General features: G+C 39.6%; 11 protein-coding genes. 1 reads left to right on the top strand and 10 read right to left on the bottom strand.

Features of this window, described 5'->3' with window-relative positions; translation table 11 throughout:
- Positions 1-181: 181 nt before the first annotated feature.
- Complete coding sequence (locus ACZ9EE_RS21960; RefSeq protein WP_476030550.1) at positions 182-1597, top strand: HEAT repeat domain-containing protein; 1416 nt, start codon at positions 182-184, stop codon at positions 1595-1597.
- Positions 1598-1635: 38 nt separating this feature from the next.
- On the opposite strand, the gene ACZ9EE_RS21955 is transcribed toward ACZ9EE_RS21960, so the two are convergent.
- From ACZ9EE_RS21955 to ACZ9EE_RS21910, 10 genes are all read right to left on the bottom strand, one after another.
- Positions 1636-2454, bottom strand: coding sequence for an AraC family transcriptional regulator (locus ACZ9EE_RS21955; RefSeq protein WP_476030548.1), 819 nt, complete (start codon positions 2452-2454; stop codon positions 1636-1638).
- Between the two features lie 169 nt (positions 2455-2623).
- Positions 2624-3559, bottom strand: coding sequence for a fumarylacetoacetate hydrolase family protein (locus ACZ9EE_RS21950; protein WP_476030546.1), 936 nt, complete (start codon positions 3557-3559; stop codon positions 2624-2626).
- A gap of 45 nt (positions 3560-3604) precedes the next feature.
- Positions 3605-4375, bottom strand: coding sequence for an SDR family NAD(P)-dependent oxidoreductase (locus ACZ9EE_RS21945; protein ID WP_476030544.1), 771 nt, complete (start codon positions 4373-4375; stop codon positions 3605-3607).
- 38 nt (positions 4376-4413) lie between these two features.
- On the bottom strand, positions 4414-5208 hold the full coding sequence (locus ACZ9EE_RS21940; protein WP_476030542.1) for an SDR family NAD(P)-dependent oxidoreductase: 795 nt from the start codon (positions 5206-5208) through the stop codon (positions 4414-4416).
- A 19-nt stretch (positions 5209-5227) separates the two neighbouring features.
- The gene (locus tag ACZ9EE_RS21935; protein WP_476030540.1) at positions 5228-6391 is read right to left on the bottom strand and encodes a UxaA family hydrolase; all 1164 of its coding nucleotides are present in this window, start codon (positions 6389-6391) and stop codon (positions 5228-5230) included.
- Positions 6385-6720 (bottom strand): UxaA family hydrolase, encoded by a 336-nt coding sequence (locus ACZ9EE_RS21930; RefSeq protein ID WP_476030538.1) that lies wholly within the window; start codon positions 6718-6720, stop codon positions 6385-6387. Before ACZ9EE_RS21930 ends, ACZ9EE_RS21935 begins: the two co-directional genes overlap by 7 nt.
- 251 nt (positions 6721-6971) lie before the next feature.
- On the bottom strand, positions 6972-9347 hold the full coding sequence (locus tag ACZ9EE_RS21925; RefSeq protein ID WP_476030536.1) for a glycoside hydrolase family 95 protein: 2376 nt from the start codon (positions 9345-9347) through the stop codon (positions 6972-6974).
- Between the two features lie 101 nt (positions 9348-9448).
- Positions 9449-9877 carry an L-fucose mutarotase gene (gene fucU / locus ACZ9EE_RS21920; RefSeq protein WP_476030534.1) on the bottom strand — a complete coding sequence of 143 codons (429 nt, stop codon included), beginning with the start codon at positions 9875-9877 and terminating at the stop codon, positions 9449-9451.
- Positions 9878-10257: 380 nt separating this feature from the next.
- Positions 10258-11586 (bottom strand): alpha-galactosidase, encoded by a 1329-nt coding sequence (gene melA, locus ACZ9EE_RS21915; protein ID WP_476030532.1) that lies wholly within the window; start codon positions 11584-11586, stop codon positions 10258-10260.
- 75 nt (positions 11587-11661) lie between these two features.
- Positions 11662-13968, bottom strand: coding sequence for a glycoside hydrolase family 95 protein (locus ACZ9EE_RS21910; RefSeq protein ID WP_476030530.1), 2307 nt, complete (start codon positions 13966-13968; stop codon positions 11662-11664).
- Positions 13969-14042: the final 74 nt, after the last annotated feature.

Genomic DNA, 14042 nt, shown 5'->3' with positions numbered 1-14042 from the left:
GCGTCTTTTAGTAGTCAATATTGTTTGAATATTTCGTAAGACGTGGTTTACTAATTAATAAAGTGCTATAAAAACCTTAGTATTGTCTATATCAAGATGAATAATCTCTATGTTCTTTCTTCTAGCCTAATTTTATAATAATTTTGTAGATTTAATCTGATGTTAAAAGGAGGCTATAAAAATGACAGGACAAAACGAACCACTTTTATTAACAGACGAGCAGATGAGGAAGTTTATTACAGAGGGATTTCTCCTATTAAATACTGATTTTACTGAGGGGTTTCATCAAAGTTTAAACGAGCAGCTATTAAATGTTTACAATGAGGAAGGTAATCCGGGAAACAACATATTACCTAGAGTAACAGAGCTGCAAAGAGTATTTGAACATCCTGTCATTACTGGAGCACTCACAAGCGTACTTGGACCCGATTATATGCTGCATGCCCATAGACATGGACATTATAATGCATCAGAAACGGCTGGTGATTGGCATAAAGATAGTTACTGGGGATATAATCGGATGCGGAATCACCATCCATGGTGGGCAATGATTATGTATTTTCCTCAGGATACACCTGCTGAATTAGGGCCAACAGGAATTTTGCCAGGAACACAAAATTATGATACTCGGGTTTTTGAAGCGGATGAATTGGACCAGGAGATATTAGCAAGTGGTCCAGCAGGAACATTTGCATTAATTCATTATGATATTTGGCATAGAGCAACTCCCAATAGACTTGGCACGCCCCGTTTTATGTTAAAATTTGAATTTATGCGCACAGTGGCTCCTACATCACCAAGCTGGAACAATGTAGACAGTTCATGGAAATTACCCGAATCCACAAACACACTACTTGCCCAGCATGATGTGATGTGGGAAGAAACATGGAATTGGCTATCTGGAAAACTCGGGAGTATGTCCGAGACAGCAGATTTCAATTCTACTATAATAGAAGAAAAATTACTGGATTTAGAGCACCCTTATGAACCAACAGCCCTTAATGCAGCCTATGGCCTTGCTTCATCTGGGAATAAAGGCGTTAATGCCCTGTTATCAGCACTACATCATGATAATAGTAATGTCTCCAAACTTGCGGCATACGGCTTATCCATATCAAGTACAGATGCAATACCAGGTTTAATCTCTGCACTAGGCAGCAGCCGTACATCAACGGTTATTCGTGCTATTTTTGCATTAAGTGAACATAGACATTTGGCGGAAGAAGCAGTTCCTGCTTTAATTCCATTATTAGATCATTCTTCTGCTCTTATCCGCAGGTCGGTTGCCGAAGCACTCGGAATGATCATTATTCCAGATAAAGAGGTCGTCTCTGGATTAATAAAGTGTCTAAAAGATTCCGACACTCAAGTACGTTTTATGGCTGGTCTTTCCCTCACAAGGTTAGGTGCTCTTGCAGACGCAGCAGTTCCCCACTTAGAAATAGCCTTACAAGATGAAAACAGATACGTTCGAGCTCATGCGGCTGAGGCACTTCGGTATATTGGTACAGAAAGTGCAAACAAAGCCTTACTGAATTTCTTGTTTAACTCAAGATGGTGCCCTACCACCACACCTGTTAATACATTCTATCCATAAAATTTAACATTTGAGATTTTGGTTGGTTTTAACCGAATTTAGGCTAAACCTCGATAAGCTCTTGGAGATAATCCAGTTAAGTCTTTGAACATACGCGAAAAATAAGAAAGTTCCATTCCTAACGAATCTGAAATAGCAGAAATTGTAAGTTCACTAATAACCAGAAGTTCTTTCGCTTTCTCGATACGTCTTCTATTAATATATTGGATTGGCGAATGACCTGTGAATTCTTTAAAAACCGCAATAAAATAATTTGGATGGAAATTTGCTATTTTTGCTAAATCCTCTACAGTTGTATTTCCATCCAAGTTCTCTTCTATATAGTTTAGAATTTTATCCATTTTATCAAAAGTAGGGGATTTGTCCATTTTAAATTGAATATGTTGACTTTCTTCAATAAAAATTGCAATGATTTCTAGAATAATAGAATGAACCCTAAAATTACTCGATAATTCATTACTATTCCAATTTGAAATGAGTTGCTGCCATTTATCTTCGATTTTAGACTTAGTTAACTTTATAAAAACTGGCGTCTTCATGAGTTGAAATAAATGAATATCCCCAATTTTAGCTGTGAAATGACACCAATACTTCTCAAATGTATTATCACTTATTGTTCCATAAGATTGAATCGACCCCGATGGAAGTAAATAAAGTTCACCCGGTTTAGGATAATACACTTGATCGTTAATTTTGACGTATCCTTCTCCTTCTATAATGTAATATAACTTATTAAAATCGGTAGTGTAATTATCTTCATTCCATGTTTTAGGAACCTTCGAATAAGCAGCTGCCGAAACATCCAGCCGAACATTAGCAAGACTTTTTCCTAAAAACCTGTAGTTTTCTGCTGTCATATTATCTACCACTCCATTTAACCTTTGTAATACTGAAATAAAAGATGACCTTCCTTAAATAAAAAGAAGATCATCCTTTATACAAAACTCTTTAATCTTTTCCTCTTTTCAGGGTGTTCGATTTCAATTACATTCAAATTTTAATCAGCTAATTAACAACTTGATCCTATTATCCCTTCACTGCCTCTTTCTCTTGGTCCGGTTGATTTGGTACTATCACTTCTTCAACAAATCTATTAGTAAGTGCCCCTAACTTCTCAATCTCAACCATAACAATATCCTCTGGTTTCAGATAGTTTTGTTTGTCCTCTGGGTATCCTAAAACAACTCCTTCAGGGGTTCCTGTTAAAATCAAATCTCCTGGTTCAAGTGTCATATGTTCAGAAATATAACTAATAATCTCAGCCACAGTAAAAATCATATCAGAGGTATTAGAATTTTGACGAATTTCTCCATTAACAAGGGTTGTTAAGTTTAAATTTTGCGGGTCGTCTATTTCATCAGCTGATACTAAGTATGGGCCTACTGGACTAAAGCCGTCACAGCTCTTGCCAAGCAGCCATTGAGGTGTACGCATCTGCAAGTCACGAGCCGACAAGTCATTGACTGTACAGTAACCGAAAACGTAGTCTAAGGCATCCTCCTGTGATATGTATTTTGCCCTTTTACCAATGACTACGCCCAACTCTACTTCATAATCTAGTTTATTTGTGACTTTTGGAACGGCAATATTACAGTTATGCCCTGTTAATGTATTATTAAATTTGTTAAAAAGAATAGGAACCTCTGGATAAGGTGCGTTTGTTTCATCCGCATGCTTACGGTAGTTTAAACCAACGCATATAATTTTATTAGGCTCTGTTACACAAGGTCCCCAGGTAATCTCATCATCATTTAATAGATAAGCGGATTGATCCTTAACTTCTTCTATAAAAAGCTGCAAAGCTTTCAGAGATTCAGTACCTCCTTGAATAACCTCCATTATGCTTGTTGGGACTGCACTATCCGGGTTGGCACCTTGTGCGGCTTCAATATTGATAATACCTTCCGTTATTTTTACACCTAATTTGTATTCACTGCCTTTTTTAAAAGTTACTAGTTTCATTTATTCTCAACCTTTCAATTAAAATATAATATGGCCGTAAAAACATTATCCAAGTTTTCCGTTAACGACTCCTCCGTCAATCATAAATGGCGTTCCCATCATAAACTTCGACTCTTCTGAAGCTAAGTATAATGCAGCAAATGCAACATCAATCGGTTTCCCTAAATCTCCTCCCAATTGCCTGCGCTTTATAGATTGGACTGCTTCCTCAGGATTTGGATCTTTGGATAGATAATCTTCGACAAAGGGTGTAAAAATAGTTCCCGGCATTAGGGCATTGACGCGGATATTATATTTCGCATAATCCACTTGGATTGATTTTGTTAGGGCTAATATCGCCCCTTTTGTTGTTGCGTAGGATGCCCTGTTAGCAAGTCCTATTTCTGCAATACATGAAGACATATTAATAATGGATCCTGATTGTTGGTTCATCATGTGTGGTACAACATATTTTGTCACCAAAAATACACCATTGATATTTACGTTCATTACTCTATTCCATGCTTCTAAATCAATATTATGCAGCTGACCAACACCGCTGATTCCAGCATTATTGAACAAAACGTCAATTCGCCCATAATAATCAATCACCTGGTCAACCATTGCTTTAACATTCTCGGGATTGGTAACATCTGCTTGAATAAAAATAGCTTCCCCATTATTCTCACAAATGTGTCTAACCGTTTCCTGCCCTGATTTCTCGTTGAAATCATTGACAACAACATGCGCACCTTCTTTTGCAAATAGAAGAGCAGTTTCTTTTCCAATCCCTGATCCGGCCCCAGTAATTAAACAAACTTTATTTTTTAGTCTCATCTATACACCTCTTTATTTGAAAGGATTTACACAATGTGTTAATGTTCCATATGGTCTTCGGGTTGGGCTGCTTTTACCGTTAATCCACCATCTACCATTAGAAGATGTCCATTGATTTGAACTGCTTCATCAGACGCCAAAAAGACAACAGCATCACCTATTTGTTTGGCAGTACCTAAACGCTTCATCGGGTTTGCATCAACTTCTTTTTGATAGATTGCTGGATTTGCCAAGTATTCTGTGCACATGTCTGTATCAACAGTACTTGGTCCTACAGAATTAACATTGATGTTATATTTCCCTAATTCTATCGCTAACGCTTTGGTTAATTGGTGTACTGCTGCCTTTGATGAAATATAATGCGGAATAACAGGACTAGTTACAACCAGACTTGCCGTTGAAGTGATATTGATGATTTTCCCATATCTTCTTTCAATCATTTTCGAAGCAACTTTCTGTGAAGTGAGGAATATTGATTTAACATTTGTATTATAGGTTCGATCCCAAGTCTCTTCTGTTAACTTCATAAATGGTTCAAATGGAGCAATACCGGCGTTATTGACAAGAATATCAATCTCGCCTAATGCCGCTGAGACTAAATCTATCATTTCATCCACTTGTTGCTTATGGCCGACATCCGCTTGGACAATCATTGCCCGCTGGCCCATTTCCTCTACTTGTCTTTTAATGTCCAAAGCTTTTTCTTTGGAGTTTTCTGATGCATAATTAATCGCCACATCCGCGCCTTCTTCTGCCAAACGTATGACTATTGCTGCACCAATCCCCCTGCTTCCCCCTGTCACAAGTGCTACTTTTCCAGTTAAGCGAGCCATATCCAATCCCCCCTTATTCTTAAAGACTTATGCCAATTCGATTAATACTAAATTCACGATGGCCTAGTACTTCAGCTTTCGTTAACTTACCAGAGGCCACCTCAATGATTTCCATAAAAATTTCATTTCCTGCGTCTTCTAAGGTTTTAAAGCCTTCAAGCACTGAACTTACATCAATGTCGATGTTATCCGCCATTCTCTTAGCCATCGTTCCATTTCCACAAATTTTAATCACCGGTACGATAGGGTTTCCCGTGGGTGTCCCACGACCGGTAGTAAAACATACAAGCTGGACTCCAGATGCAGCCATACCTGATACAAGTTCAATATCATTACCTGGGGAATCCATAAAATAAAAACCCTTTTTATTTGGTACTGGCGCAGCATAATCGAAAACATCAAGTAACGGTGAAGTGCCAGCCTTACTGATACAGCCAAGTGATTTTTCCTCAATACTTGATAGTCCCCCAGCAATATTCCCTGGGCTGGGATTTCCACCTCTCATATCTTCACCAATACGATTAATTTCTTTTTCAAAACGTTCTATAACATGATATAGTTTTCTTTCGACTTCTTTTGAGACGGCTCGTTCTGCAAGAAGGTGTTCAGCCCCGATAATTTCAGTTGTTTCTCCCATCACAATGGTGCCGCCATGTTCAATAATTCGGTCTGCCCCTTTACCGAGTGCTGGATTACTGCAGAGACCAGAGGTGGAGTCCGATCCGCCACATTTCACTCCTACAATCAGTTCTGACAATGGAACAGGCTCATCTTCCATTTGTTGAAGGGAGATCGATAATTTCCTGGCTATTTCAGTACCCTTTTCAATTGCTTTTATCGATCCACCCACATCTTGGATATCAATCCACTCAACAGGCTTCCCCGTTTCCTCTATTTCCATTTTTATCCGAACAGGGTCCATTACTTCACACCCCAAACTTACAATTAATACCGCTCCGACATTTGGATTTTCCCCCATTCCAACTAATACATTATGTGTTTGCTCTTTATCCATTCCAACCTGACTGCAGCCATGTTGGTGTGGTATTGCCACACTATCTGGGACTTTCTGTTCAATCCGGTTTACTACTTGATTTGCACAAATGACTGTTGGTAGTAAAAGTAAATGATTTCTTATCCCTACTTTTCCGTCAGGACGGCGATAACCCCTAACCATTACCATTGAACATTCTCCTTGCCATTTTGTTGATCGCCTCTTCCACGAATTCCCTCAATATTATGTACATGAACATGTTCACCAATCAAAATATCTTTAGTCGCTCTTCCAATCGACTCTCCATACTTGTAAACGATTTCACTATTTTGAATGGTTTTAAAAGCCATTTTATGGCCAAAATTTAATTCTTGTATACACTTAATTTTGTATTCTTCTGTCAGTACCAGAAAGCTAATCTGTTCACCCTTTTTTATATCTCTAAGAACGGTCACAACATTATCTTTGGGATGCATGACGATCCCTTCCATATTTGAGACAAAAGTTTTATCGGCCATAATTACCCCCTATTATTTAACTGATATTGGAATGAAACTAAAACAATAATATTCATATTTTTATCGTTAGGTTATCGGTAACAAAAATATAACACCACCATTCAAACTAGTCAACCATTTTTGAATATTTTAAATAATTGATATTCCACAAAAAAGGCAAATACAATCATTTTTCCAAATGATCATATTTGCCTTTCCTATTAATTTTAAACGCTCAGAATTGTTCAAGCGATTCCTATGCATTTAATAAATTAAAATCTTTTAATCGTATAATTTTTGCCGGCTTGTGTATCGAATGAAATCCTGTTAATAGCCGTTTTCTCAACAGGAATGATTTGTCCATCTACAGATACTTCTATTGATGGTCCGATCACCAAATGGCAAGGTCCGCCTAAAAGGGAGTAAATTTCGGCACTTTCCAATTCATTGTTTTCCCACTTAAGATTCATTTCAAATCCTCCGCGGGTCCGTAACCCCTTAACAAATCCATTTGACCAGACAGAAGGAAGAGCAGGCAGCAAATGGATCTCATCGGTATGTGACTGTACCAGCATTTCGGCAAGTCCCGCTGTAAATCCAAAATTTCCATCAATTTGAAATGGGGGATGAGCATCAAATAGATTTGAATAAACACCGCCCTTATGATAGTTGGTATCCTCCTCTTTCACGAGCTGAAGGAGATTGGAAATTAACTGATGAGCCCTGTCACCATCTTTAAATCGGGCCCACAAACAAATTTTCCAAGCCAAACTCCATCCTGTACCGCCATCTCCCCTCTTTTCAAGAGATTTCCTGGCAGCATGAAACCATTCACTTCCTTGCCGATCGGTAAGCTGGTGTCCCGGATAAATTCCAAACAGATGCGAAACATGCCGGTGGTTAAGATCTTCATCTTCCCAATCATGTGCCCATTCCTGAAGCTGGCCATATCGGCCGATTTTCAATGGGGATAATTTTTCACGTGCTGCCATTAATTCATGGCGAAACGCTTCATCCATTTCCAATACTTCGGAGGCCTCAATACAATTAGTGAACAACTCCCAAATCAAAGACATGTCCATTGTGGAGGCCATACTGACCGCGGCCAACTTTCCCCCAGGTGTCACAAATTTGTGTTCCGGCGAAGTAGAAGGAGCTGTAACCAAATGTCCGTTCCCGTCTTCAATAAGCCAATCCAGGCAGAAATGGGCCGCTTCTTTCATAATGGGATAGGCTTTTTCCCGAAGATAGGACTTATCCTTCCCAAATGCAAAATGCTCCCACAAATGCTGGGTTAACCATACTCCTCCCAAAGGCCAGAAAGCCCATACCGGGTCTCCATGTCCATAATCCCCAACCGGAGCACTTTGACGCCATAAATCTGCATTATGATGTGCCGTCCATCCTCTGCATCCGTAATTCACAGAAGCCGTTTTTTTACCGTTTTCGGCCAATTCCTCAATATAATCCAAGAGAGGTTCATGACATTCGGAAAGATTACAGGTTTCTGCTGGCCAATAATTCATCTCCGTATTAATATTTATCGTGAAGTTGCTGCTCCAAGGGGGCCGAACCTCACGATTCCATATCCCTTGAAGATTAGCCGGCTGTGAACCTGGCCTTGAGCTTGCAATCATTAAGTAGCGGCCATAATGAAACAATAATTCCACCAGCTTTGGATCATTTGCGCCATATTTCAAAATCCATTGATCTGTTGGCAAGTTTTCCGGTGCAACTGCAGGTCCCAAATCCAGTTCAACACGCTCAAATAATGACTTATAGTCTTCAATATGGGAATGTTCTAATTCCTCAAAGGATTTTGACATGGCTGCCTCCAGAAATGACTTTGCTGCTAAAGAAGGATTTTTCCCCTCTTTGCCTGGAGATTTATGATAGCCGTTAAAACTCGTCGCTGCACTGAAATAAAGTGTTACGGTGGTGGCTGCAGTTACGTGAAGTCCATCAAGATCAATATGAACCGAACCATCTTCCGCATTTACACCTATACGAGCTTCAAATCTCATGGCATCCGTTGACTCCAGGTCTCCATATACGATAGGATGATCCGTATGATAATAAGAAGGATCAACATGTTCCGGGCAGATGCCGTTAAGTACAAACTGATCTTGATCGGGAGAAGTCTTAAATTTCAATGAACTCCCCAGACTTACTGAAAAATTCAAGCAGCCAGGTTTACTGGTCTTAAGTCGAATGGCGATAATTTGATCTGGAAAGGAGGCGAACATTTCACGTGTATAGTGCACATCTCCAATCCTATATTCCACAAGGCCGGTTCCTGTTTTCAAATCTAGACTCCGTTCAAATGAATGAACAGTTTCTCCATGATTAAATTGCAGGTACAAATCACCAAACGGCATATAGGATTGCGTGTAGGGACCCATCATCTCCCTACATAATTGATCTGCTTCTGTATACTTCCCATCGAATATCAGTCTGCGGACCTCAGGAAGCAGTTCTTTCACCTTTGGATTATTAAAATCTTTGGGAGCTCCTGACCATAAAGTATCCTCATTTAATTGCAAATGTTCCTTCTCTATTCCGCCAAAAATCATGGCACCAAGACGTCCATTACCAATCGGAAGTGCTTCGTTCCACGATTTAGCCGGCCTACTATATCGTAGCTTCATATTTGATTCTCTCCTATTAACATTTGATTAATGAAATCTAAGGATTTGAAGATGACATAATTGATAAAAAACAATTATGAATTAAACTTTTGCCTATTAAACTATAAAGCAATCCCTTTTTTCAAAATAATATTTGCATATTGGGCTTTTTCGCTTGTGGCCACAACGACAAATGACTTTTTTGTCCGTTCATAAAAAGCAAACCGATCGATATATTCAAAGGGAATGGACTTTCCCGAATGTTTTTCAACTATTCCTTCGTACTCTTCCCAAATGGTTGGCTGAACCGAATCGCCAAGTACAACAGCCATTAACGCAACCGGATGTTCTACATACGTATCAAGAGGGAAAAACTTTAGGATTGCTTCCAATAGCTCCGGTATTCCATGGCCATCACAACGAATGAGCTGACTGGCATGGCTGGCAGCGGGGAAGTGGCCATCTGCCAAAACAATCTCATCTCCATGGCCCATTTCCATTAATGCCTTCATTAAATCCGGCGAAATTATTGATGGGATCCCTTTTAGCATAATAATCACACTCGATTCTGATAATTTTTTATAAATTTTGGGAGAAATCCTCTCAGTCTCATAAAACTAATCAACCTGTGCAGTATTCGCTTTCCTTAAACAATACAGCTTCGAAAATGCCGTAGTCATCATGCACGATCAGCCTTTGAGCTTCAAGGTCCGTCCGTTGAGCATAAAACCGTTTTTCGGGGACGGAAATGGTCCTGATTCCAAAAGTGGTACTATCACTAACAAAAATTGTCCCTTTGACGTTCAATTGGGAGGAATTTCTGTATAGTTTGGACCTCTTCTATTTATAAACGTAAATGCTCTTTTATTTAAGTCCATAATGAAGACACTTGAAAATAATCAAGTGCCTTATTTCTATTTACATTAACAACTTATATGGTTAATCCTATCGTTTCTTCCTTTTGAAATGCTGGAATCCATTCTCCATGGGCGTCAATTAAATCATCAACCAGCGACACAATATCGTCGATTGACAATTCCGCAGCCGTATGTGGATCGAGCAAGGCAGCTTGGTAAATATACTCCCGCTTCCGTGTAATGGCAGCTTCTATTGTTAATAACTGAGTATTAATATTGGTACGGTTTAAAGCGGCGAGCTGCTCTGGAAGGTCTCCGACATACGCTGCCGTGATACCGCTTCGATCGGCAATACAAGGAACTTCTACACAAGCCTTTTCAGGTAGATTGCTAATGAGTCGCCCTGTATTTAGGACATTACCGCCGAATTTGAATGGAATATTTGTTTCGACGGCCTCGATTATTCTTGAACCATATTCTTTAGAACGAACATGTTCCAATTTCTTATTATTTACTAACTCTTCTCTCATGGTTTCCCAGTTATTTATTTGCGCTTCACAACGACGAGGATATTCATCAAGTGGAATATTATATTTCTCAATCAGTTCCGGGTATTTGGATTTGATAAAGTATGGATGATATTCCGCGTTATGTTCAGAAGATTCCGTTACATAATAGCCAAACTTATCCATTAACTCAAAACGTACCATATCGCTATGCTGTGTTTTTTGCTTTTCCTTCGCCCTTCTTTTAATTTCAGGATAAAGATCCACACCATTTCTTTTTACTTCTAATAGCCAGGCCATATGGTTAATTCCAGCAATCTTTTCTTGAACCCCTTCCGAATCCATGCCCAATGATTTTAATAGTTCTTTAGTGCAAACTTGAACACTGTGGCACAAGCCGATTGTTTTAATTTTGGAGTAACGATTCATAACACCGGTTAAAACAGCCATAGGGTTTGTATAATTTAATAAGAGGGCATCAGGGCATACCTCTTCCATGTCACTTGCAAAATCAAGCATGACTGGAATAGTTCGAAGACTACGAAAGATTCCACCAATGCCGACTGTATCGGCAATTGTCTGCCGTAAACCGTATTTTTTCGGTATATCAAAATCTATCACCGTGCTTGGCCTATAACCGCCTACTTGAATGGCATTAATGACGTATTTTGCGTCCTTAAGAGCTTCCTTACGATTGGTATAAGCTTTAATCCGGATATTTTTATTCAAGCTTTCTTTCAAATTTCTTAACATATTCTCGGAATCTCTTAAACGCTGTCCATCGATATCGAATAGGGCGAACTCAAAGCCCTCCAATGCAGGAACAAGCATACAATCACCAAGGACGTTTTTGGCAAAAACAGTGCTTCCTGCACCGAGAAAAGTTATTTTAGACATTTCTTATCCTCCCTAAATATTACTAGTTAATAAAATCAACAATAAAAACAGCTTTTTTAACTTCAAAATCAATTGTCAAACTGACCTAATTGGATCACAAACTAATGTATAAATTCCATCTTGTACTGTATCAAATCGAATGATTCCTTCATTCAAACTTGTAAATTGGATAAGATCATTTGCTGCACCTTTAAGTGTAATAGGCTGATTCAACTTTAATTTACACGGTTTTCCGTTTAATGATTTGATTTTTGCTTTTTCTATGCGATAATCTTTCCACTCCATATCTACCTCGAATCCGCCTCTCGCCCGTAACCCGCAAACATGCCCATCCTTCCATGCTTTAGGCAACGCCGGGAGCAAATGAACGGCATCATCATGACTTTGTACTAGCATTTCTGCAATGGCAGCCGTACCGCCAAAATTGCCATCGATTTGGAAAGGAGGGTGATCATCGAATAAATTAGGCAGAGTCGATTGCCGAAGTAAAGCTAATAGATTTGAATAGGCCTGTTCTCCATCCTCTAATCTGGCCCATAAATTGATCAACCAGGCACGGCTCCAGCCTGTGTGACCTCCCCCATATTCCAAGCGCCTTTCGATTGTTCGTCTTGCTGCGGAAGCCAGTTCCGGCGTTCGCTGAACGGTGATTTGGTTTCCCGGGTGCAGTGCGAATAGATGGGATATATGCCGATGCCCAGGCTCCTTCTCCTCATAGTCCTCTAGCCACTCCTGTATTTGTCCGTACTTTCCAATCTTTGGTTGAGGGATTCGCTGTAAAACTTTCGATAATTCCACCCTAAATTCATGGTCTATCGAAAGAATCTCGCTCGATTGAATACAACAATTAAAAAGTGCATACAGAATTTGATTGTCCATCGAAGGTCCCGTGCACAAAGTCCCCGATTCGCCATTCGGTAAAATATAAGTATTTTCCGGAGAAGAAGATGGACTGGTAACAAGATATCCTTCTTTTGTTTCTATTAAAAAGTCCAAGAAAAATCGTACCGATTCTTTAATTGTTTCATAGCTCTTCTCCAAGAAAATGACATCACCAGTAAATTGATAGTGTTCCCATAAATGCAGACAAAGCCAAGCTGCTCCCATTGGCCAATAAGAGGCTGGCAGATAGATATCCTGTGGAGCGGTATCTGCCCATATATCCGTGTTGTGGTGTGCTACAAAACCCCCGCAGCCGTACATCATTTTGGCTGTCCTGCGTCCTGGCTCTCTCATTCTCTCAATTAAATCGAATAATGGCTCGTGACATTCAGACAAATTACACGTTTCTGCAGGCCAATAGTTCATCTCCGTATTAATATTGATTGTAAATTTGCTGTCCCAAGGAGGCCGCATACTATGATTCCATATCCCTTGTAAATTGGCAGGTAGTGATCCCGGCCGACTGCTTGAAATAAGCAAATACCTGCCAAACTGAAAATAGAGTGCCAGAAGGCCATTATCCTCATATCCTTCTTTGAGACGTTTTAATCTTTGATCCGTTGGCAACCGATGATTTTGATCACTAGATGTATCAAATAACTTTAAACTTACTCTGCTATAAAGTTCCGTATAGTCCTTTATATGAGTACATTTTAAAAGCCCGTAATCCATATGTACTACTTGCTCAATCGCACGAAAACAGGCTAATTCCGGATCACTGTGATGAAAACTGGTATCAGCAGCCAAAAATATTGTGACTTCATCAGCATCATTAACCAGTAAATGTTCACCAATGGTATCCACACTTCCACCCGTGGCCTTCACAGAAAGAACAACTCGAAAATCAGATCCATCTTTTCCGCCGCAATTGCCTCTCATAACAAGACTATTGCCTCTTATTGCTCTAACCTCTTCCATAAGCCGGCTTCCATCCCTCGTTAGTCTGGCTGAAAAAGATATCGAGGCTGACTTACTGGCTGTAAGGCGAATGATAATCAAGTCAGAAGGATAGCTTGAAAAAATCTCTCTTTGAAACTTTACTCCATGGCAGTTGTATTCAAGCTTAACAATTCCCTTTTTCAAATCAAGTTCACGTCTGTAATCATTTGCCTCTTGGTGATCAAAGTCTAAAAAAAGATCACCAAGCCCCATATAATGCCTTTGCGTCTCAGGAATACCCGAAAGTGCCATGCTCGCCAATTTTTCCGCTTCCACTAGTCTTCCGTTTTGAAGCAATTTCCTTATCTTGGCCAGATGTTCCAGTGCATCCGGGTTATTGCGGTCCCTTGGGCCGCCATACCAAACGGATTCTTCGTTCAACTGGATTTGTTCAATAGCTGTTTTCCCATAAATCATTGCACCAAGACGACCGTTACCGATGGGTAACGCCTCATTCCAGTCTTTTGCAGGTTGATCAAACCATATCATGTTATCGGACATGCACAAACCCTCCTTTTGCTTTTTTCCATTACCTTTTCATTTACTAACAAGCAATCTTTCTAAGTAGCTAACAT

Source organism: Bacillus sp. URHA0034 (assembly GCF_056280405.1).
This window is presented reverse-complemented; position numbering and strand designations above follow the sequence as displayed.